This is a genomic window from Limnothrix redekei LRLZ20PSL1 (assembly GCF_043235035.1).
GTDB lineage: Bacteria > Cyanobacteriota > Cyanobacteriia > CACIAM-69d > CACIAM-69d > CACIAM-69d.
Window position 1 is genome coordinate 1 of sequence record NZ_JAZAQF010000049.1, and the last position, 24074, is coordinate 24074.

The following is a 24074-nucleotide window of genomic DNA, read 5'->3' on the forward strand; positions in this document are numbered from 1 at the left end:
GATTGAGCAAGGACTATGAGTTGTATTCGGAGACGAGTGAAGGGATGATCTATGGCTGCTTAATGCATTTGATGGTGAGAAGATTGGCTGCTCTAGATGCTTAATAATTGATTTATAAATCAGCTCTTAGAGGATGTTTGAAAAGTATCTTTTGGCCCGTGCCAAGCACCAATAATTGTGGGGGCAAGGGGCTTAGGGCCTGTCGTCATTTCCTAGGATCAGGCGGAAACGATTGACTTTCCATGTCCCAGTCGTTGTAGCAAGGGGCCTGAGCATCTTGTCCCCCACGATCTGCCAACGACGGAATCAAGGTTTCAGGCTAGTTTGACGACACACCCTAAACCCCTTGTCTACGTCGATCACTGGAGCGGACAGAGTAGCAATTTTGGCTTTTCAGACATCCTCTTAGACTAATTAGCTTTTATTTTTTAATTGATTATCTAAAATAATCGATCCTCGAAATCAATAACAAGCTCCAAAAAATGATTCGATGGGTAACCGAAAGTTATAAGATGCAAGGCTACCGATGATAAAACACAGCCTCCACAGTCAAAAATCAGTTTGACAATCTCTATCCATACATTGGTGAATATTTGCGATTCATCAGTCAGCACATTCACAAATCAACACAGTCACAAGTAAAAACATCACAGGTCAGCTTAAAAAGCAATGGAGATCTCCCTGAAATTTCATTGGGCGATCGCCTGGTTGTGGTTTTTACTTAACAAAAGTTCAAAATCAATGACACAAGAAACGATCGTGACCCGAAGCAAACAACCTTGGGGTAATCGTTGGCTCACATGGATTTTAGCCATGCTGGTTGGTGTAGGGGTTGTTCTCCGATTTAGCCATCTCGAAACGAAAGTGTATTGGGGTGATGAAGTATTCACCTCCTTTCGGATTGCGGGCTACACCCTCGCGGAAGTCAACAGGGAACTGCTGGATGAGCGCCCTCGCACTGTGGCTGAACTGCAAGCCACCTATCAGCAACCCCATGCACAGCGATCGATGAATGACACCATTCGATCGCTCGCGGAAGACGATCCTCAACACCCTCCTTTTTTCTATATATTCGCCAGGGTTTGGGAACAAATTTTAGGCAGTGAATTGGGCACAAAACGCGCTTTTGCAGCTTTTTGTAGCCTTTTGCTGATTCCAGCATCGGCCGGCATTGCTGTGGAATTGTTTGGTAGTCAATTGGCTGGCTGGATTGCGGCGGCCATGGTTTCCCTATCGCCATTTCACTTACTTTATGCCCAAGAAATGCGGGAGTATGGCCTTTGGGCAGCCATGATTGCTCTCTCCGGTTGGCTACTTTTGCGGGCACTCAGAACGGGTGGTGCTTGGGCTTGGGTTGGTTGGAGCTTGTCGCTCACTCTGTTGCTCTATACCCATCTGTTTTCAGTCTTAATTGCTGGGGGATATTGCTTGGTTGCAACCTATTGGCTCTGGCGATCGAGTCAGTCTGTTTCGGCTGATCAATCTACTCTCACTCGATCATCTTCTGCGGCCAATCCATCCGCAATAACCGAGCAGGTTGCTCTAGCAAATTCCCCCCCAGCTCCACTGCCCAGGCAATGGCAATCCTTTGGAATCAGTACCTTCAGTGCTGGTGTTTTATTTTTGCCTTGGATCGTTGCCACCCTCCAAAATCTCAGCACCATTTCTCGCACCAATGGATTCACTGCCCAAGCCGTTTCTTTCAACACATTGCTTTATAACTGGTGGCTGAATTTGGCCCGACCATTTGCAGATTGGGAGCCAACAGGACAGATTTTGAGCAACCCGATCGCAGCTCAGGCAACTGTCTTGGGTATTGCAATTTTGGTGGCCATCAGTTTTTGGAACTTGGCTTATCGTCAACCGCTGTTGAGTCGGTTGTTGTTGTGGGCAATGATGGGATCGCAGGGCTTGGCATTGGTGATTTTAGATCTCAGTCAAGGAGGATTTCGATCGACCATTATTCGCTATCTTGCGCCTTGTTATCTGGGCTTGCAACTGACCATTACGGGCTATTTGTCAACGCTGTTATTGTCAAAAACAATTCCCGATCGTCCTGATCAGCAAGCTCATCATTCATCCAAATTTTTGTTCATCAAGCAGAACATTGATCAGAGCATTCATCACATGCATCGGCGGCTCATTGCCTATAGCCTTTTGGCTATACTTTTGACTGCAGGTGGCAGTTCTTGCGCCATGATTCTGACTGCCAATACTTGGTGGAACAAACAAGGGAGCTATGCAATTCCTCCCTTGGCTCAAGTCATCAAGGACTATGAATCACCTTGGATTATTGCTTACGACACCATGCCGCGCATGTTCTCCCTCAGCTATCACCTCAATTCTCGGGTCGTGATGCAATTTATACATGCTCAATCACCTGTGAATGTGCCCCCCAATTATGATCTTCTGTTGTTTCGCAGTTCCCTTGAGGTGCGCGATCGACTGCAACGTTCTGGCTGGCAGCTCGATCGCCAATTTCAAACCAACACCATCTATCCCTATTTATCTCCCCTGAACGAACAGGCTCAGCTTTGGCTGGATTCGGCACAGCGCAATTCCTTGCTTCCTTAAATGGGCTTTCAACTGACCAAATCTTGATTGAGCACGATCAAACTCGATCAGTCTCAATGAATCTCGATCCATTCCGACCCATCCAGACAAATCGAAATTCATTGGGATTGATCCGACCCAGCAGCATCAGGTTAAGGGGAAATTTACCGGATTCAGCCTGTGTCGCCTGTCTAGTTAGTTATCAGTAATTTTGAAAGATAATTAAACCCAAGGAGGTGAATTAGTGCTAGAACAAATTTAGAGCGTTGCAGGAAGCTTCTATGCGATCGACTACCATTTAGTCCACAATGGAGAAGGTGCTCAGTTTGTTCTTTGTTTTTTTCGATTCGGATCGCCCTCGAATTCAACTGCCTCGTAATGTATAAAAAAGCTCTTTGCTATCACGGAAATAACGATTAAATGGAAATTGATAGCCACTTTGATAAAATTATCAGCGAGAATTGATACAACTCCTTTGCCCTAGATTTGCAGAACTCTTGGGCTGTTCCAGTCAGCAGCAGCGGATCCAGGAAAAAATCGGTGAAAAAACTTGAATCTCAAATGACGACGATCGACTCATTTTCTTAAAGATAGTAAGGCGCTGATAGTTGCATAATCTTTCAAGGAATTAAACTTCCAAGGAATTAGTAGTCATGAAGCCTATTCTCAGCTTGCTATTGTTTCAAGCCTCAGATGAGGATGTTTTATCGATTATTCGAGAACTCTATCATCATCACTTTAATTTAAGTTGGAAGTGGGTTAAAAACACCAAGCAATTACAAATCGCTTTGGCGAAACAGTCATGGGATTTAATTATTTCTAATCATCAAAATCCTGGATTAAGTGCCTTCGATGTGCTTAAAATCTTGCAATCATCCAAACGTGATATACCGCTGATTGTTATTTCAGAGGCGATCGAGGATAGTCTAGCCGTTGACCTCATGCAGGCGGGCGCGGTGGACTGTTTTGTTAAGGGAAATACAACCCGTCTCCCGGAAGTGATCCGTCGCGAAATTCGCGAAGTCCAAATTCGCAGGGAACAACGCTTAGGGGCATCCCAATTAGAAGCAGTTCAAGAGCGGTTGCAATTGGCGATCGAAAGTTCAGGGTTGGGATTGTGGGATTGGTTTATCGATCGCGGCGAGGTCACTCTCAACGAACGTTGGGCTGAGATGATTGGCTACACCCTCGAAGAACTGACCCCCATTCAATTAGGAACCTGGCAAAAATACACCCACCCTGAAGATTGGCCGAAGGCAGTCTCGGCGTTGGACAGCCATTTTCAGAATCAAACCAGCGCCTATGAATGTGAATTGCGAATGCGCCATCGATCGGGGCACTGGGTTTGGGTGCTAGCAAGGGGCAAAGTTGTTGAGCGCGATGCAACGGGTCGTCCTCTGCGGATCACAGGAACACATCTAGATATTACAGAGCGCAAAGAATCTGAATCCTTGCTCAGCAAACGGGAGCGTTATCTAACCGCAATTGTTGAGATCCAAAAGCAGCTTTTATCCAACCACACGGATCAGAATATCTATCAAATAATTTTGGAAATTTTGGGCCCAATTGCCGGAGCCGATCGGATCTATGTGTTTGAAAAGCATCAGGATCGGTTTGGCAATTCTCTCATTAGCCAACATGGAGAATGGTGCCGCCCTGGTATCCAACCTCAGCTCAATAATCCCAAATTTCAGAACTTGCGTTGCAACCCTGAGTCAAGCCATTGCCTTTCTCGGCTGACTCAGGGGCAGTCAATTAACAGCTTAGTTTCTGATTTTTTGCAATCGGAATTGCAGTCTTTAATTGCACCAGAGGTGGCGGCGGTTTTGATGCTGCCCTTGATGGTGGATGGCCAATTTTTTGGATTTGTTGGGTTCGATCGCGTCGCTCCAGATTTGTGGGATACGATCGAAATTAATCCCCTCAGTTCCGTTGCGGCTGCGATTGCCCTGTTCAAAGAACGGGAACTGGCGGTGCGGGCCTTGGCGCGCTTAAACCAAGAGCTAGAAGAGCGGGTGGAACAGCGAACCGCTGCCTTGCAGGACAGCGAAGCCCGATTACAAGCAATTATTGATTTTGCACCTGCTGTTATTTATGTTAAAGATCTTCAGGGTCGTCACACTTTGGTTAATCGATCGTTCTTGAAGTTTTTTAGCTGTACCAAGCGCGAGATTTTAGGTAAGACAAACCAAGACCTGTTTGAGCCAGAATTAGCAAAAATTCTGGATGAAAATGACAATGAGGTCTATCGGCTTGGTCGTTTTCAGCAATATGAAGAAGAGGTGGAAATTAATGGCAAACTCTATACGTTTTTGTCGAATAAGTTTTTGTTGCTCGATCGGGACTGGCAGCCCTACGGTCTTTGTGGAATTTCGGTAAACATCACATCCCGCAAAGAAGCTGAAAAAGCCATTCAGCGACAACTGGCAATGATGGAAGCTGCCATTGATGGCATTGCTCTCATCGAAAATGGTCAGTTGACCTATGCAAACCAAGCCCATGCCAATTTGCTTGGTTTTGATCGGGTTGAAGAACTCATCGGTCAGCCTTGGCAACGGTTCTATGACCCTCCAGAAACTGAACGATTTGAGCAGCATATTTTGCCCCAGCTCCAGCGCGATCGCTCCTGGCAAGGAGAGGCGATCGCCCGGCGCAAAGATGGCAGCACGTTCTATGAAGGGCTATCTCTCACACTGTCCGAAGATGGCACTTTAATTTGTGTCTGTCGGGATATTAGTCATCAAAAACACACGGAAGCACAGCTAACTAGTCTTTCTAATCGTTTGGCCTTGGCGTTGCAATCGGCAGCGATCGGGACATGGGAATGGAACTTTCAAGATGAAGTTCAATGGGATCAGCGAATTCGTGAAATCTATGGCTGGCATAACTCTGATCGCAATCCCACTTACCAAGATTGGCTGAACTGCTTACACCCAGAAGATGCCATGGCGATGGAAGCCTTGAAGCAGTGCTCCATGAACTATCAAGAGGAATTAAACCTGGAGCTTCGCATTAATCGCCCCAGTGGGGAGCAACGGTTTGTGCAGTGCTTTGCCATCATTGAGCACGACACCAATCATCAACCTTTGCGCATGGTTGGGGTTAACTATGACATCACTGAACATAAACAAGCAGAGCATGAAAATCAATCACTAAAGGAACGATTGGAATTTGTTCTTTCGTCCAACCCAGCGATTATTTACACTTGTCAATTAGGCAAAAATTATCAATTTACCTTTGTTAGCCGCAACATTGAATCAATTTTGGGCTATCCCAAGGAAGAATTTTTGAATAATCATGCCTTTTGGCTAGAGCATATTCATCCGGAGGATTTGACTTATGTTCTCGACAGCCTACACAACTTAAAAGATCTAAAATATCATGTTCGCGAATATCGATTCTTGAAGCACAATGGTGACTATTGTTGGCTGCATGATGAATTTCGGGTGGTTTACGATGCCCAAGGCAAGCCCCTAGAGCTGGTGGGCTACTTTGCCGATATCAGCGATCGCAAGGACACCGAAGAAGCCCTCAAGCAAACCAATGCACAACTGGAGCGGGCCACTAGACTCAAGGATGAATTTTTGGCTAGCATGAGCCATGAGCTAAGAACGCCTCTTAATGCCATTTTGGGCATGTCGGAAAGTTTGCAGGAAGATATCTTTGAACCAATTACACCAGAGCAAACGAAGGCCGTTGCCACCATTGAAAAAAGTGGACGGCATTTGCTGGAGCTGATTAACGATATTCTGGATTTGTCGAAAATTGAAGCCAATCGCTTGGAATTGGATTTAGATTTGGTTTCGGTCTGGGATCTGTGCGAAAACAGTTTAGCTTTTGTGAAGCAGTTAGCTTCGCAGAAAAAGATTTCCCTGAAAGCCTCGATCGCTGAAAATCTGCGAGATTTGTCGATTCAAGTGGATGGGCGACGGATGCGGCAGGTTTTAATTAACTTGTTGAGCAATGCGGTCAAATTCACGCCGGATTCTGGGGCCGTTGAGCTGGTGGTGATGATGGAAGAAGCACCGCAAAAACCACCCTATGAACCGCTCGATCGAGAACCGATCTCAACATCCATTTCAGCATCGCTTGAAACTTGCAACCCGCAAACTTCCAACCCACAAGCTTCAGGTTCCCAATCGTCAAGCTCCCAAAGTTCCTATTCAGATTTTCGACCGGCCCAAATTTGCTTCACCGTTCGCGACACAGGCATTGGCATTGCGCCAGAAAACCTATCAAAACTGTTCCAATCTTTCGTACAAATCGACAGCCGCCTCAGCCGCCAATATGCAGGCACAGGTCTAGGCTTAGCGCTGGTGAAGCGCATCACTGAATTGCATGGCGGTCGGGTCAGCGTCAGAAGCGAAGTGGGCCAGGGCAGTTGTTTTCAGGTGTATTTGCCCTGTTGGTCAAAGGGGCCAGCGCGATTGCCCAGTTCTTCTGAAATAGCCCCGGGACTCCATAGCTCACTGCCTGACTGCAATGGAACCCAATTAATTGACCTACAGGCGATTGAAACCGGTCAGCCATTGATTTTGTTGGCGGAAGATAACGAAGCCAACATCATGACCATTTCCAGCTATCTAAAGGCACAAAACTATCAGATTCTATCGGCCCAAAATGGCCGAGAAGCTATCGAAATGGTGCGATCGCACCAACCCGCTTTGGTGTTAATGGATATCCAAATGCCAGAAATGGACGGGCTGACCGCCATCGCTCAAATTCGCCAAGATCCTGACTTTCAATCCTTGCCGATCATTGCCTTAACGGCCCTCGCCATGGCAGGCGATCAGGAACGGTGCTTACAAGCGGGAGCTACCGCCTACTTGAATAAGCCCGTGAAACTCAAGCAATTGACTAACATGATCCAAGAGTTATTAAAGCAATAACCCAAAAACCTGGAGTTAAGAATCTGGAGTTAAGAATCTGGAGTTGAAACCTGGAGTTGAAACCTGGAATTAAAGATCTGGAATCAAGCCTCTAGAGCAAAACCAAGGGGCTGTGGCAAAGGCTCAGTTACCAATACCTAAAAGGATGTCTGAAGAGCCAAAGTTTCTCTCTGTGTGTCTTAGCAATCAACATAGATAAGATGCTTCAGCTCCTTGCCCCTACGATAATTGATGCTTGACCCGCACTAAAAGATCCCTCTCAGACCTCTTTTCAGCAAATTCAGCAAATATTTAAAAAGCCCAAAGTTGAATTTGGGTATGTTTCACGTTATCAAACCGGGCTGCATATCCTAATCTAGAACTGAATGAAACCTTGAATAGGCTTGCTACATCACCAACCATGACCCTTGCCCCCCTATCTTGGACTGATTTAGCAGCGCTGACCCAATGGCAACCGAACTTAGTCCATGGGCCCACCAACTCCCAGGCAAAATTGCGACTATTTGGGCAACCGGATGCTGAACCCCGCGTCACGCTCTATCGCGATCACCATGCTTGGTGTCCCTATTGCCAAAAGGTTTGGCTTTGGCTAGAGGAAAAGCAAATTCCTTACCGCATCGAAAAGGTCACGATGTTTTGCTACGGCCAAAAGGAGCAGTGGTATAAGCAAAAAGTGCCCTCGGGCATGTTGCCAGCCCTGGAACTAGATGGGTATTTGATCACAGAAAGTGATGATATTTTGCTGGCTTTGGAACAAGCATTTGGGCCATTGGTCTATGGCATGGAGTCGGCGCTGGTGTTGCCTTTGCGCCGTTTGGAACGATTGTTGTTTCGGGCTTGGTGTTCCTGGCTTTGCTATCCAACCTTGTCTGAGCAGCAGGAGGCTCGAAATCGGCGGCAATTTCTGGAGGTGGTGACCTCCGTTGAGGCGGCCTTGGCGGCAACTTCTGGGCCTTATTTTTTAGATCAATTCAGTACGGCAGATGTGATTTTCACGCCCTATGTGGAGCGGATGAATGCCAGCTTGTTTTACTACAAAGGCTATTCATTACGGGACGAAAATCCCCGTTTAAAAGATTGGTTTGCGGCGATGGAAACTCGATCGACCTATCGCGGAACCCAAAGCGATTTTCACACCCACGCCCATGATTTGCCGCCACAAATGGGCGGCTGTTGGGAAAACCAAGATCCACAAACTGCGATCAATCAAACCAAGGTGGATCATGGCCCTTGGTTGGGCTTGCCGGACGCAACCTATGAGGAGCCAGACACAGCCCGATCGGAGGCGCTGTTTCGGGTTTTGAAGCATCGGGCGAACTTAATTCGGGTGAATCCCAGTCACGATGAGTTGGTGGATCAGGCGTTGCGCTGTGCCCTGACGCGGATGATGACGGGTGAGGTTTGTGTGCCGCCGTCGGGGTCGGATGTGGCGTTGCGATATCTACGCGATCGAATCAGCGTGCCTCGGGATATGTCGATTTATGCGGCGAAATATCTGCGTGAAGCCCTGGAGGCGACGGCGGCTTTGGCGGGCGATCGCCAGGGGCCACCGATTCCCACCAAGCACCGCCGCGATCAGGATCCAGCGAATTTCTTGCGCTGAGGATCGATGCTGAGGTATCGATCGAGGGCGGTTGGGAATGGCTCAGTTGGCACACGATCGCGCCCCATACAGCCACAGCACCACCTGATCCAGCGCGGCCCGCAAGTCACGGGTGGGGGTGTTGGCATGGTCAATCATCAAACTGAAGGCCACGGGCCCCCACTCAGGATGATTCAGGTAGCCAGACAGGGCCGCCACGCCGGTCAGCGTACCGGTTTTGGCGCGTAACTGGCCCGCTAGGGGAGTGTCCCGAAAGCGGTTGGCCAACGTGCCGGTTTCCCCCGCGATCGGCAGGGAATTTTCGTAAACCTGGGCATGGGGCGATCGAGCCATGATCGTCAGCAGTTGCACGATCGCCTCGGGGCTAACCAGGTTTTGGCGCGACAGGCCCGCACCGTCCACCAGCCGATAGGCCGTTGGATCCAAACCCAAATCAGTCAAGACGGTTGTGAGCCGATCCATGGGGCGATCGGGATCCAACCAACGCAACAGGGCCTCCGCCCCCAAGTTATCGCTGGCTTGGTTCACCTGGCTGATCACCGCTGCCAGATTGGCCGATGCCAGTTCCGCCGTGGGCTGTCCCAAGGGCGTGGGCGGATTCCGCAGATTCACGATCGGGACAACGGGCGGATTCCGAAACCGATCGTAGGCAGGGGCAGGCAGGGGGGCCACTTCCAGGGGTGATCGCTGCCAATTCACGGGTGGCGGTAGTGGCGGGGCCGCCAACGGGCGCGATCGCACCTGGCGCAAAAATTGCTCCGACAGGCGATCGGCAATGAGCCAAGCGAATTGTTGGCCCGGTCGGGGATGGGCCACTTCCGCTTGGGCCGATGTGCCCATGGGCAGCCCCCCAGTGAACAGAATCAATCCCGTTTGTCGATCGCGTTGCAATTGCCAGGTGGGTTCCGCGTCGGCCGGCAAAGCCTGAAATCCCCGAGGCTGAAACCAATTCAACAACCCTTCCACTGGCTCTTGGGTTTGCACTTCCAAACTCGGCGCACCGTCCAAAAACTGAGGGCGAAAGGTCAAGGAAACGGCGTTGCGATCGACCATGGCCCGGTTCACCACGGGAGCATAACCATAGGTCAAATCATCCCATTCCCAACTGGGCGGAGTTTCTGAGCGATCGAACACCACCACATCCAGCGCCTCCGTGGGCGGGTGCAACGTCGCTAGGCGATCGGCCCAAGCCTGGAGTTGTTGGTGGGTGATGGTGGGGTCACCACCGGGCACAATCCACCAAGCGGGCCGGGGTTGGGTAGCGCTTTTGGGTCGCCAATAGGCCCGCGTGGGCGATCGAAACTCGGGGCCCAACACCGCCAGGGCCGCCGCCGTGGAAAACAACTTGGCATTGGAGGCCGGCACAAAAAATTGCTGAGCTTGCCCCTGAATCAAGGTTTGGGGATTGGCAGGATCCAAGGTGCGGGCCAAGAATCCCCAGTGTGATCGGGCCCAGCGGGGATCCTGTTGCCACTGGGCGATCGCGGAGGGCAAGTCCGCCAAGCAACGGGGTTGGGCTGGCTCCGTGGCCCCGGCAACTCCAGCCCCCAACAGCCCGATCGCCCCGATCGCCGCCAACCCTTGAGCAGCCCAGCGTCCCTTGATTCGATCGTCCATGACGATGTTTATTGACAAGATTGATTGGTAATGTTCGCTTGAAAACGCTCGTTAACCGTCCATTAGACTGCAATTCGCGCACCGGGCTTCAGCTTCAACTCAGCTTTAACTCAACGCCTAGTCAAGTCCTAATTCAGATCCAATCCAGATCCAATCCAGATCCAATTCAGATCTAAGTTGCAGCTATGACAGATTGCTCCCGCCGCCGCCCCCTACAATAGGAGGCAGTCGAGCTTCTGAACCGCCTGCCCAGTGCTAGGCGATCGATCCGCCCGGTCTCATTGGTAGCCATTCTGCCAGGGCGATCAACCCGATCGCGCCCCCCGTTTTCATTGCCCCATCCAACTGATCGCCGTTTTCGATTTTTCCTAATTTATGGAGTTTCAGCTCACCGAACGCCAAGAGCGCATTTTGTTCGCCACCATCCGTCACTACATCTCCACGGCCGAGCCGGTGGGGTCAAAGGTGCTGGTGGAAGAATATCAACTGGATGCGAGTCCGGCGACGGTGCGAAATGCCATGGGGGCCTTGGAAAAGGCCGGCTTGCTCTACCAACCCCACACGTCAGCCGGGCGCGTCCCATCGGACTCGGGCTATCGGGTCTATGTCGATCGTTGCGCTGTCCCGTCCGATCGCACAGCTCAAAAGGTAAATCAGCTCCTGAGCGATCGCCTGGATGCTTCGTCGCCCCACTTGGAAGTGTTGCTGAAGGGAGCGGCCCAATTGTTGGCTCGCCTCAGCGGTTGCATTGCGGCGATCGCCTTGCCCCAAACCCGCACGGTTCAGGTGCGCCACGTGCGACTGCTGCCCATGGAGGTCGATCGGGTGATGGTGTTGGTGGTGACGGATGATTACCAAAGCCACTCCGCGATCGTGCCCTTACCGAACACCGAAGAGGCTCCCCTACCGGATCCAGAAACCCTGGAGCGGGAGTTGGTGATTCTGTCGAACTTCTTGGATGCTCGCCTGCGGGATCACTCCCTCTTGGCCGTGGCCCATTTGGATTGGGATGAGCTGGGCCGGGAGTTCGATCGCCGGGGCCAAGCCCTGCGAGAAGCCTTGATTCATTTGGCGCGCCGGGCCCAAACCCCGATCGCCACCCGAATTTTGATTAGCGGCGTGTCGGAGGTGTTGCGCCAACCGGAGTTTTCGGAGCTGCAACAGGTGCAAACCCTGATTCATCTGCTGGAAGCGGAACAGGATCGACTGTGGTCGCTGATTTTTGATGAGCCAGAAGATGAGCGCCGGGTGCGCATCCGCATTGGCATGGAAAACCCCTGGGAACCCATTCAGGGTTACACGCTCATTTCTTCCCTCTACGGCAACGGCCTATCGCCCCTTGGCAGTGTGGGCATTTTGGGTCCGACTCGGCTGGACTACGATCGGGCGATCGCCGCCGTGGGGGCCACTGCCGACTATCTATCCGAGGTCATGGGCGCATCAGGATCGGAACTGCTAGCAAGTCGCTACCACCCGGCGATCGGCAACCCCGACAGTGCCAGTTAACCGCCCCCAAGCCATGGGCATCAGCCCTTGAGATACGAAATGGGAGTGGTTGCCAGACCCGATCGACCGGGGCGCTTCCGGGTGCAACGAACGGCCCCGCCCGTGGCAAGATAAGGGCGATCGATTCGCAGGAGCAGCAACCATCTTGGAAGTGACGTTTTTGGGCACGAGTTCTGGCGTACCGACCCGATCGCGCAACGTTTCCAGTTTGGTGTTGCGGTTGCCTCAGCGGGCCGAAGCTTGGTTATTTGACTGCGGCGAAGGCACGCAACATCAGCTTTTGCGCAGTGAAGTGCGATCGAGCCAAATCACCCGCATTTTCATCACCCACATGCATGGGGATCATATCTTTGGGTTGATGGGATTGTTGGCCAGTTCTGGCTTGGCGGGGCAACCTCACCCGATCGATCTCTATGGGCCCGCCGGCCTCTCGGACTATCTCAAAGCCTGTCAGCGCTATTCCCAAACCCGGTTTTCTTTTCCCGTCAAAGTCCACACCGTGGAACCGGGCAAAATCTTTGAAGACGACGAATTCACGGTGCATTGCCAACTGCTGGAGCACCGGGTTCCGGCCTATGGTTACGCAGTCACGGAAAAAGATCGCCCCGGCCGATTTGATATTGAAAAAGCTCGGGCCCTGGAAATTCCCGCCGGGCCGGTTTATGGCCGCCTGAAGCGCGGCGAAACCGTCACCCTGCCCGACGGCCGCACAATTGACGGCCAAACCCTCTGTGCGCCGCCGGAACCAGGACGCAAATGGGTTTATTGCACCGACACGATTTTTTGTGAGCGATCGATTGAGCTAGCCCAGGATGCCGATGTGCTGATCCACGAGGCGACCTTTGCCCACGCGGATTCACAATTGGCCTTTGAGCGGCTCCATTCCACCACCACCATGGCCGCCCAAGTGGCCTTGGCGGCGCAGGTCAAAACCCTAATCATCACGCACTTCAGCCCCCGCTACGCCCCGGGCAACGCGATCGACTTTCACGATTTGTTGAACGAGGCCCGAATGATTTTTCCCAACACGGAAATGGCCAAGGACTTTTGGAGCTATGAAGTGCCCCGCCGCCGGGCGATCGACCTGGCCTCGGCTTAGGCCAATCAGCCCGGGGCCCATTAATACTGATTCACAACATCGATGAACACTGATTCACAACATCGATCAATGCCGACCAGTGCCGATCAATGCTGATCAACCGATCGATGGGCGATGTCTCCGATCGATCGAGTCTGTGCGCCATGACCCGCCGAATTGCGAGTCGCACGGTATAGTTACCCCAATCCGTTTTTCGCGCAACCATGTACGACAAGATTACGCCCCCCACCGTCGGTGAAAAAATTCGCTTTGAAAACGGTCAACCGATCGTCCCCGACAACCCGATCGTTCCCTTCATTCGCGGCGATGGCACGGGCATTGACCTTTGGCCCGCCAGCCAGCGCGTGCTTGATGCGGCGATCGAACAAGCCTACGGTGGTCAGCGCAAAATCTCCTGGTTCAAGGTCTATGCGGGCGACGAAGCCTGTGAAGTCTACGGAACCTATCAATATCTCCCCGAAGACACCCTCACGGCCATTCGGGAATATGGCATGGCGATTAAAGGCCCCCTCACGACTCCCGTTGGCGGCGGCATTCGATCGCTCAATGTAGCCCTGCGGCAAATTTTTGATCTCTACGCCTGTGTTCGTCCCTGTAAGTATTACAACGGCACGCCTTCTCCCCACAAAAGCCCCGAAAAACTGGACGTGATTATCTATCGGGAAAACACCGAAGATATTTACCTCGGCATTGAGTGGAAACAAGGCACTCCTGGCTGCGATCAATTGATTGATTTTCTGAACAATCAACTGATTCCCGAAACTCCGGAACTGAAAAATAAACAGATTCGGTTAGATTCCGGCATCAGCATCAAACCCATCAGCATCACCGGTTCCCAGCGCCTAGTCCGTCGGGCAATTCAAAACGCCCTGCGGTTGCCCAAAAATAAACAGGCCGTGACCTTGGTTCACAAGGGCAACATCATGAAATACACCGAAGGAGCCTTCCGGGATTGGGGCTATGCGGTGGCAACCGGTGAATTTCGTGCCGAATGCGTGACTGAGCGGGAGTCGTGGATTCTGAGCAATAAAGAGAAGAATCCTAGCCTGTCGATCGAGGACAACGCCAAGCTGATTGATCCCGGCTATGACAGCTACCCCGCCGAAAAGCGGGAAGCCATTTGCCAAGAAGTGCGCGAAGTTTTGGAAGCAATTTGGGACAGCCACGGCAACGGCCAATGGAAGGAAAAAGTGATGGTCAATGATCGCATCGCTGACAACATTTTCCAACAGATTCAAATTCGCCCCGATGAATATTCAATTCTGGCGACCATGAACCTGAATGGCGATTATTTGTCCGATGCGGCCGCCGCGATCGCGGGCGGTTTGGGCATGGCTCCGGGGGCTAACATTGGTGACAACGCAGCCATTTTTGAAGCCACCCACGGCACTGCGCCCAAGTATGCCGGATTGGATCAAGTGAATCCGGGATCGGTGATTTTGTCTGGCGTAATGATGTTGGAATTCATGGGCTGGCAAGAGGCGGCCGATCTGATTAAGACCGGTTTGGCCAAGTCGATCGAACAGCGAGAAGTGACCTACGATCTGGCTCGACAGATGGAGCCGCCTGTCAATCCGCCGCTGAAGTGCTCGGAATTTGCTAGCGCCATCATCAAAAACTTCGACTAGGGCTTGATGGGCCAAGGGGCCAAACCCTCCTACCTAAAACAGTCTAAAACAGTGGGTTCATCACCCGCTGTGCTGTGGAAGGGCTGACCTTGGCCCCGGCTCGATCGGCTCTCAACCAATTTCCCTAAATAATTGCTGGTCAGTCATGGCCATGCCTGGCTGACTGGCTTTAATGGCGATTTTTGATGGCGATTACTTAATGCTGATCGATGGTATAAACCATGACTTCATCGCCCAAATTGAGTTAATCCCAAAGTGGCTTGCTGTTTACAATTTTTTGAAATTGGCCGAAGTGTCTGCAAAAAATGCTGTTAAGTTCTGGTTTATACAATTAGTCGCCAGTCTTTAAAAGTCGGGCTATGGTGATGAAGACTCCCTTCACAGGGGCTTCTTCTCGGCCAATCTCGATCAAATTCAAGTAATCGCAGTTTGCTGCGGTTTTTCACTCCTTTTGAACAGAAGCGTGATTTGGAACGAATGCTAATGGATACCGTGACTGTGCAAGATTTAGCAGCCTATTTACGCGAACCGACGGGACTGGTGCAACTGGTGGATGTGCGGGAACCCCAAGAATTGGCCTTGTCGCAACTCCCTGGATTTATTAATTTGCCTCTGAGTGAATATGAGCAATGGAGCACCATGATCGAATCGATCCTGAACTTTAATCAGGAAACCTGGGTGATCTGTCACCACGGGTTACGATCGGCTCAAATGTGTCAGTGGCTAGAGGGGAAGGGTTGTCAAGTCGTGAAAAATATCACAGGCGGTATTCATGCCTATGCCCTAGAGATCGATCGCTCAGTGCCCCTTTACTAGGTTTTCTTTGGAGTTACTGAGGTCTCTCAACTAAACAGATCGCAATTGGTTTGCTGATTGTTTGCTGAAATTCACTGAAGTGAAGTGACGTGATCTGAAAGTTGCTGAAATTGGCTGAAGTGAAGTGACTAAAGTTAACTGGTGTGATCTGAAAGTTGCTGAAATTGCTCAAGTTAACTGATGTGATCTGAGTTGATCCCACACCACAGAACTCAGTGGGACAACTCACCGCTCGGGCAAGCTCGGTTGCGACCACGGGTTTTAGCCTCAAACAGGGCCAAGTCAGCTGCGGCCACCAGCGCCGAGGGATCTAAATTGGCACGCGGAATCAGACTGGCGGCCCCTAAGCTCAGGGTCACGATCGAAGCCACAGGCGAATAGGCATGGGGAATTTGCAAATCGCGAATGGTTTCGAGAATGCCATTAGCAACTATCATGGCTCCGTCGATGTGGGTTTCCGGCAAAATTACCGCGAATTCTTCCCCGCCATAGCGAAATGTGAGATCCGTTGATCGCTTCACGGCCTGGGCGATCGAGCGGGCCACCTGGCGCAGACAATCATCCCCCGCCAAATGGCCATAGCGATCGTTATAGGTTTTGAACGAATCAATATCGCCCACCAAAATCGCCAGGGGCGATTGTTGGCGCAAGGCCCTTTGCCACTCTCGGGCCAGGGCCTCATCGAAACTGCGGCGGTTGGAAATGCCCGTCAGGCCATCCAACGTAGCCAGTCGCTCCAACTTTCGGTTGGCCAACTCCAACCGTCGATATAACTCCGCCTGTTGAATCGCGATCGCCAGTTGGCCGGCCAACTGCTTCAAAAACTCAATTTCCCAGGCTTGCCAACTGTGGGGTTCGTGCCACTGATACACCACCAATAGTCCCCACTGATCATCTCCAAGCGGATTAGGCGGATGTCCCGTGGTGGCCCCGCCCTCTGGGCGATCGTCCATTTTCAGCGGCAACACCGGCACCGCTTCCCCTCGCAAAATGGGCACGGCCAAGATGGCACGCACCCCCGCCTGGGCAATGGCATCCCGATAAGCCGCCGGCCAACGATCGTCCACCAGCACATCCTCCACCTCCCAGAGCTCATGCTTTACGAGGTAGAGCAACCGCTCCAGGCCCGCCCCGTCGGTCACCGCCTCGCTGCCACAGACTGGGCGAGCGGCATCGCGGCAATTCATTGCTGACAGTTCCAGCGCATGGGTGCTGGGTGGGTCAGAGTCCGATCGACTCGCCATCCCCGCCGGAGTCAAGTGACGATAGATGGCTGTTTGATCCACCCCCAACACTTCGCGCACCGTCTGCACCGTCGTTTGCAGAATTTCCCCCAAATCTAGCGATCGGCGAATTTGCTGGGTCACTTGGCTCAGGAGTTGTTCCCGTTCCGCCTGTTGCCACAGCAGGGCCTCCGCCTGTTGCCGTTCCGTAATATCCGTAATCACACCCAGCAGTTGCCGTTGGGTTGAATTGGGCAACATCAAGGGCTTTTTAATGGTTTGAAACCAACGCACTTCGCCCGTTGAGCTGCGGCGCGGTTCTTGGGCAATATATTTTTCTTGCATGGTTTCAATAATCGATTCTTCCTCTCGCTGGCTATGTTGCACCTGGGCCGTGTTTCCGCTCAGTTCCGCTTCTGTTTTGCCCAGCATTCGTCCCGGTGTTGTGTTATAAAAGGTCGCCAAAGCCTCATTCACCAGGGTGAATCGCCCCCGTTCATCCTTCACAAAAATAAAGTTTGGGTTCGCGTCAACAATTGCCCGCAAAAACGACTCCTGCCGTTGCAATTCTTCGCGGTTGTGGCGCAGGTCATCCAAAATTTGTTGTCGCTCGATCGCATAGCGCATGGCCCGCGACAGCAAATTTGGCCGCAATTCATCTTTTAAGAGGTAGTCTTGGGCCCCTTCGCGCAAGGAAGCCAACCCGATCGCCTCGTCATCCAACCCCGTCAGCACCACGATCGGCACATCGGCCACCGCCGATCGCACCCGCCGAATCGTATCCAACCCGTAGCTGTCCGGCAGGGCCAAATCCAACAGCACAATATCGTACCGCCGTTGATTCAGCAGCGTCAGGGCATCGCTCAGGCGATCGACCCTTCGCCAACGAAACCCTTGGGTCGTCACCTTCGCCAAAATCATCTCTAATAATCGCGCATCCGTGGGATTGTCTTCCACGACCAGCACTTCAATCGCTGAGTCCCCCACCGCTGAATTAACCTCCTAGATCCTGTGGCCGCGCGATCGTGAGTGGCATAGCATGACTGACCTCAAATGACCTCGATCGTTGTCAACTTCAGCCTAACCACCCAAACCTCAACCCCCAAGGGGATTGATTGGCAAAATTGCCGCCACCGGTTTGCCTAATCATTTCCGCCCATTCGACTCCAGCAGTCCTCCCACCCAGAAAGCAGCCAGCCCTTGGGGGCGGTTGTCCAGCAGAATCCCAGTGATCCTACTCATTTAACCAACCCCATGACCAGAACTTTCCCAAAGGTAAAGGCAACGTAAAGGCATAGCCGAACACCCTTGGAAGTTCGTCTCATTAGGCCTATCTCATGCAAATTCCTGCCCTATACATCATGACCCATCTTTTTAAGGCCAACCTTAAACTGGGAAGTCTTAGCAAGTGAGCTGATCAAACTCATGATTTTTGTCTAAGTATTAACGAGAGCAGCCTATCAATCAATATTCTTGGATTGTTTTTACTCTGTGATGGAAATATCACTGTCCTTGAACATTTTCAGAGTCAATCATGCTCTCTCTATAGGTCAATTGTTCAGTATTAACCCAAGCATGGTCAAGGGATATCTAAATGATGTGCGAAATGCTACCAGAGTGATTACATAGTGAAATATATCAATTTTAGTCAATGATTCGATCTCCAGCGGTCAAATTTGATCATGCGAGCCACTTGTCCAATTTACTTGATCAATTAACTCATTTAATTTATTGATTCAATCTTCATGTTCAACTTTTTGATTCAATCTGTCAATTTAAATGAATTATGTAATTGGCTTTTTTAGATTAATTTTGTAATCAAATGATTCATTTGAAAATTCATTAATTACTGTTTGGAGTAAACATTGAGTCGAATGTCAAATGTTGAATTTAGTATCAAATTTAGTATCAAATCAAAAAGATCTGATAAGATTTTCTAATAACAATTTTCTGTCAAAAATTTTTCTCAGGTTCAGATTAGGTTCAGATGATTTTTGAAAATCAATTCCACGAAAATTGATTAACTCGTCAAATAAATGGCAAAATGAATTGATTTTTTGTATCAGAAAGCCGCGAATTTTATATCATTGCTCCAAGCTTTATATGATCAACCTCGATCATTACCGAAGACTTAGTGTTTAAAACATGACATCAGATTTTCAAGATTTTGGTTTCTATTCAGGAATAATAATTTTGCTTCCTTTTCTTGTGGTTGTTTGAATGAAAAAGTTATTTGTTGTTATTCTCAAGCAGTAAGCCGATGATGCACTTTAGAATTTTGGAGAGGGTAATTTCACGGAACGTAACCAAAATGCCTCGATCGCCAATAGCGTTTCTAAAAGACTATGTAAACTGTCTGGCTTGGTGATGTAAGCATTGGCTTGCAATTCATAGCATCTGCGAATATCTTCTTCTTGGTCAGAAGTGGTCATGACAATGACAGGAATAATTTTGAGTGATGGGTGATTTTTAATGATTTCTAAGACTTCATAGCCACTACGACGGGGTAAGTTCAAATCTAAAAGAATTAAATCGGGCCAGTATTTTTCAGGAACTGATGCTGTTTTTTCTAGAAATCTAATTGCCTCTTCGCCATCTCGCACCAAATGTAATCGATGAGGAATGTTCAGCCGTCCAAACAGCCTTTCTGTTAGCCTGGCATCAACTGCTGAATCTTCAATGAGTAAAATTTCAATATTTTTTGCTGGCATTATAACGACATCCTAACAATCTGGTCACTGCCTGCTCATTTGCTGAAAGGGGTAATGATTCTGAAATTGGGGGTCATTATTAATGGGATTATATTCCTATTGACTCATCATCTCTATTCACTCACAAACTCACTCATTCACCAATCCTTCGATCGATCAACAAACCCTGCACAGCCCGATCGAGAACCCCTCGATTGAAAAATCCTGCTGATGTCTACCAATTACCCCATTAAACCCACTCAACCAATTCAGCCCATTGAACTCATGGCACTCCTTGGGCTGGCCCACCTCAAACGATTGGACAATTCAATAACAATCATTTGCTTTCAGGACACGGCCGAGAACCTATGGCACGGGTGATCGAGCGGAATTAAACATCAATCCTACAGGGTTGCGATCGCTAGCTGGGGCTAAAATTTAGCTCAGTGATGGGAATAGTTTCGGGCTGGTCGGGAATCGTAAACCAGAATGACGATCCTTGGCCTGGCTGAGATTGCACCCCGATCAAGCCGCCGTGACGCTCAATAATTTTCCGACAAATGGCTAACCCAATGCCAGTCCCTTCATATTCTTCACGGTTATGGAGTCTTTGGAAGATATTAAAAATGCGCTCGCTATATTGCGGGTCAATGCCAATGCCATTATCAATGACCCAAAAACGCCAATGATGTTCTTCATGCTCGGCGGTAATGGTAATGATAGGATTGGATTTGCCCCGAAACTTTAGAGCATTGCCAATTAGGTTTTGAAAAAGCTGTGCTAATTGCATGGAATCGGCCAAAACAATGGGCAAATTTTCTGCATAAATGGTGGCCTGATTATCTTGAATTGCTAGTCGCAGATTATTAAGCACAATATCAATAATTTGGCTGCAATCAACTGGCTCTAGGGTTCGGCCGCGAGTTTCTACTCTTGAATAGGCCAAGAGATCTCGAATTAGTTGGCGCATTCGTTGACCGCTGTCGATGATGAATTGCAAGTATTCTTGGGCATTTTGATCAAGCTGGGGTGTGCATTCCTCCGTGAGCATTTCTGAGAAGGCGATGATGCCACGCAGGGGTTCTTGCAAGTCATGGGAAGCAACATAGGCAAATTGTTGAAGCTGTTCATTGGAGCGCCGCAGTCCTTCAATGGCTCTGGTGCGTTCTTCAAGGAGGTGGGCTTGGTAAAGGGCAATGCTCAGTTGTCCGGCCAGTTGTTGCAACAGGTCAATTTCAAAGGAAGTCCAATGCCTTGGCCCCTGACATTGCTGAAGACAAAGAAGTCCCAGCAGGATGGTGGCTGGTTGTAGGCGATCGGTCAGCACTTCCGGGGGCACAAATCCAAGGGCACTGGGATTGAAGTGAACGGCGGCGATGGTGACGGGGACGATCACTTGGCTACGAATGCTGAGGCTGTCGATGCAACTGCGCTGTTCGGGGGACAGTTGCAGTTGGGTGAGGTCGTCTTCGCAGGAGATTTGCCCTTGCCAGTAGCGATCGAGGTTGGGGTGGGTGTTGTCTAAGTTCAGGGTGCAACACCAGGTGTGGCTGGGGTCGATCGCACCGAAGGGCTGGGCAATGGCTTCGGCAGCGATCGATCCGTTGCCGTCTGCTTGGCAACGGTAGAACATCACGCGATCGGCCTTGAGGGTTTTTTGCAGTTCGCTGACCGTGCGCCCCAAGATCACCTGAATGTCCAAAGATTGGCGAATTTTGAAGGCGATCGAGGCGAGCAGTTGCCGATAGCGGTTTTGGTTGTCGCGCTGGAGGGCGGCTTCCCGCTCTTGGGTGATGTCGCGGGCGCTGCCCAGGAGCTTAATCACACGGTTCCATGCATCGCGGATGGGGACTAAGCTGGTGTGCCAAATCCGTTGTTTGCCCCGAATCATCAGTTCTTCTTCGCAACGGATGGTGTCCCGGCCAGCCACGCAGGCCCGAAACCGGGCAACGATCGGGGTGGCACAACTGGGGGGAAACAGGTCTTGGGGCGATCGACCGATGATGTGGGTGGCGCGGTGTTCTAAGGCCCGTTCAAAGGCGGGGTTCACGGTTTCGTAGGTGAAGCGTCCATCTGGATGGACATTAACCAGAAAAATTCGTTCGTCCGATCGCTCAAAAATGCTGGAGTAGAGTGCTTCTGAGGCTCGCAGCCGATCCTGGGTGGCTTGGCGATCGTACCAGGCGTAGATGGTGTCCCCAATGGTTTGCAAAATTTGCAGGTCTTGGGCTAACCAGGAACGCGCTTGATGAACACAGAGCACCAAGGCTCCCCAGAGGGCATCCCGGCGATCGTGAATGGCGGCGATGAGCACGGAGTTGGCCCCCAAGCAGTTGAGCCACTCGGTTACGGCAGAATCTTCCGATTGCAGGGACTGTCGAGATTCAATCACGACGGCGCGATCGCGTCCTAACTGCTCTGTCCAAAGGGGCGGCAAATGGCCTCCAAGGCGGTTAAAGTCTCGTACCACGGGCATTTGATTCTCTTCATGCCACTCGCAGGCCAAGTTCAAAAGGGGTCGTTCCATGGGCCCATGGAGCAGCAAGACTCGATCGGCCAGCATGGCTCGCCCCACCGCTTCCAAAACAGACCCAAACCGCACATCATCATCAGCAGTGACCAACAGACGCGCCACATAGGCCACCACACTTTCCAGGCTAAGGCGATAGCGCAAGTCTGCCTCAACTCGCTTGCGATCGCTCACATCCCGAATGGCCACGGCATAGGCCGGTTCCCCCAACCACTCGATCGGGGACACATTCAAATCGCCCACGCCCACGGAACCATCGGGGTGCAGAATATCAATCTCTGTGGTCTTCTCGGAGCCGATCGGAATTCCAAGGTGTTCGCCCACCAACTGCTCCGGCGATCGCCCAAAAAGCTGACAGGCCGCCGGGTTGGCATAGTCAATTCGCCCCTCGCGGTTCACAATCACGATTCCATCGATTGTGTGATCCAACACCTGATCCAAGACCGCTAACCACGATTGGGATGCAGCTTGAGATCGATCGGCTGCTCCCAAGGCTGGCAGGCGATCGCCTTGAATGGCGGTAATTTCGCCTTCCGTGGGAACTATTTTCGGCCCGTTGCCCTCGGTACTTGGGACGGGCGGCATGGCAACCGCCTCGATCGAGTCTTCGGGGTTAATTTCAGGGTTAACTCCGGGGCTGGTGTCAATGTTAATTTCGGGGTTAATTCCGGAGCCAGAACTGGTTTCAGTCCTAATTCCAGGGCCAGTTAACAAACTCTCAGCGGCCATCCCAGCCCGATCGCTGTCAGGACTCGAAAAAACGCCCCCCAAGGCAATTCTCAAGCCGGGTAGCACAGTGGTTGACGGCACTCCGGGTCGCTTGGCAGGGTTGGCCGGTGGGGCTTGTGGTTGCCAGCCTATTGGTGTGGATGGCAACCCAATTGTCAATTCTGAATCGTCACCGGGCTGCAATCCTGATCCTGAACGAGCTGCCCAGTCCGCTGTCCATGGGGCGATCGGATGGGTGGAGTCATTGTCTTCCCGATCGCAACTGGCCGTGGCGAGCAGGGGTTGATCGATCGAAGGCAACCCCAAGGCACAATTGATGACTGCACCGGGGATGATGCCCGGAGTTGCCCCCGTCCTTGAGTGGAGAGCTGGGTTGATCGTCGAGTTTTCGATCGGGCTTGCGATCAAGCTGCTGGCAAATTGGATTCCTGAATTCGCTCCCTCCGCACTAGCACGCACAATCACCGCCGCTGAATCCGCGATTGCACCCATTTCTTCCGCAAAAGGAGCCGCCAACGCCAACTGCCGTTCCCAATTGGCCAAGACCCCTTGCACCAACCGCAACGATCGCCCCAACCGGATCAGTCCCCCCGTTGCCGCCAACGCCGACCACACCAAAGCATCTAGCGCACCCGCCTCAATGGCCGCCACCTCCGCAGCGGGCGAGTCCACCAACACCACCAACAAGCGGGCGATCGAGACCTGATATTGTTCATCAGTCATCCCGGACAAGGGCATCCCAACCGGCGACCCAGAGGGGAGCAAACACCGCCATAGCGGCTCTCCCTGCTCATTTACCACCGTCCCATCCACCACCAACAACCCCGTTGGCCACAGAGAGCTGTCACTCGCCAACCATTGCTGTTGGGCGATCGCCCCGTCAACGATCGAAGCAGCCTGGGCCCAGTGCGTATCCACCTGCGCCAGCCACCGCACCACCTGCTCTGCCCGATCGCGATCGGCACAGACCACCGTTGTTGGCAAAACCCGATATTCCATCTCCCAATGGTACGCAGAACCGCCAGTCGCGTGCTGCAACCTCAAGCACCCCAATCAGACTTCAATCCCACCGCAAATCCTGTCAGTCATCAGTCTTGTCAATTACCATTAACCGCCATGCCTTCGGCAGTGATCCACCGTTTTCCCCAGCGATTTTTGGCAGGGTTCCCTAATTGGGCGATTTAGAAACAC

Annotated in this window: 12 protein-coding genes and 1 pseudogene; 9 read left to right on the plus strand and 4 right to left on the minus strand. The window is 51.3% G+C overall.

The features are described from left to right. From VPK24_RS07980 to VPK24_RS07995, 4 genes and pseudogenes are all read left to right on the plus strand, one after another. Positions 1 to 104, plus strand: a pseudogene (locus tag VPK24_RS07980) (IS5/IS1182 family transposase); the annotation flags it as partial. 709 nt (positions 105 to 813) lie between these two features. Beyond that, positions 814 to 2574 carry a glycosyltransferase family 39 protein gene (locus tag VPK24_RS07985; RefSeq protein WP_393011970.1) on the plus strand — a complete coding sequence of 587 codons (1761 nt, stop codon included), beginning with the start codon at positions 814 to 816 and terminating at the stop codon, positions 2572 to 2574. A 632-nt stretch (positions 2575 to 3206) separates the two neighbouring features. Then, entirely contained in the window at positions 3207 to 7442 is a 4236-nt protein-coding gene (locus VPK24_RS07990) for a PAS domain-containing protein (protein ID WP_393011972.1), read from the plus strand. A gap of 400 nt (positions 7443 to 7842) precedes the next feature. Then, a complete protein-coding gene (locus VPK24_RS07995) occupies positions 7843 to 9045 on the plus strand; it encodes a glutathione S-transferase family protein (protein ID WP_393011974.1) in 1203 nt (400 codons plus the stop codon). Positions 9046 to 9087: 42 nt separating this feature from the next. Here the strand turns inward: VPK24_RS07995 and dacB are convergent, their stop codons facing one another. After that, positions 9088 to 10662: a D-alanyl-D-alanine carboxypeptidase/D-alanyl-D-alanine endopeptidase gene (gene dacB / locus VPK24_RS08000; protein ID WP_393011976.1), complete on the minus strand. Its 1575-nt coding sequence runs from the start codon at positions 10660 to 10662 to the stop codon at positions 9088 to 9090. Positions 10663 to 11037: 375 nt separating this feature from the next. On the opposite strand from dacB, the gene hrcA reads away from it, so the two are divergent. The 5 genes from hrcA to VPK24_RS08025 all read left to right on the plus strand — a co-directional run bounded on the left by hrcA (position 11038) and on the right by VPK24_RS08025 (position 15711). Then, positions 11038 to 12168: a heat-inducible transcriptional repressor HrcA gene (gene hrcA, locus VPK24_RS08005; protein ID WP_393011978.1), complete on the plus strand. Its 1131-nt coding sequence runs from the start codon at positions 11038 to 11040 to the stop codon at positions 12166 to 12168. Between the two features lie 145 nt (positions 12169 to 12313). Next, on the plus strand, positions 12314 to 13267 hold the full coding sequence (locus VPK24_RS08010) for a ribonuclease Z (RefSeq protein ID WP_393012133.1): 954 nt from the start codon (positions 12314 to 12316) through the stop codon (positions 13265 to 13267). A 203-nt stretch (positions 13268 to 13470) separates the two neighbouring features. Further along, the gene (locus VPK24_RS08015; RefSeq protein WP_393011980.1) at positions 13471 to 14895 is read left to right on the plus strand and encodes an NADP-dependent isocitrate dehydrogenase; all 1425 of its coding nucleotides are present in this window, start codon (positions 13471 to 13473) and stop codon (positions 14893 to 14895) included. A gap of 172 nt (positions 14896 to 15067) precedes the next feature. After that, entirely contained in the window at positions 15068 to 15244 is a 177-nt protein-coding gene (locus tag VPK24_RS08020) for a hypothetical protein (RefSeq protein ID WP_393011982.1), read from the plus strand. Between the two features lie 134 nt (positions 15245 to 15378). Continuing rightward, positions 15379 to 15711 carry a rhodanese-like domain-containing protein gene (locus VPK24_RS08025; RefSeq protein ID WP_190530690.1) on the plus strand — a complete coding sequence of 111 codons (333 nt, stop codon included), beginning with the start codon at positions 15379 to 15381 and terminating at the stop codon, positions 15709 to 15711. Between the two features lie 212 nt (positions 15712 to 15923). On the opposite strand, the gene VPK24_RS08030 is transcribed toward VPK24_RS08025, so the two are convergent. The 3 genes from VPK24_RS08030 to VPK24_RS08040 form a co-directional block, all read right to left on the minus strand. Next, positions 15924 to 17921, minus strand: coding sequence for a diguanylate cyclase domain-containing protein (locus VPK24_RS08030; RefSeq protein ID WP_393011985.1), 1998 nt, complete (start codon positions 17919 to 17921; stop codon positions 15924 to 15926). Positions 17922 to 19204: 1283 nt separating this feature from the next. Further along, complete coding sequence (locus tag VPK24_RS08035) at positions 19205 to 19645, minus strand: response regulator (RefSeq protein ID WP_393011987.1); 441 nt, start codon at positions 19643 to 19645, stop codon at positions 19205 to 19207. Between the two features lie 400 nt (positions 19646 to 20045). Continuing rightward, positions 20046 to 23882: a PAS domain-containing protein gene (locus VPK24_RS08040; protein WP_393011989.1), complete on the minus strand. Its 3837-nt coding sequence runs from the start codon at positions 23880 to 23882 to the stop codon at positions 20046 to 20048. Positions 23883 to 24074: the final 192 nt, after the last annotated feature.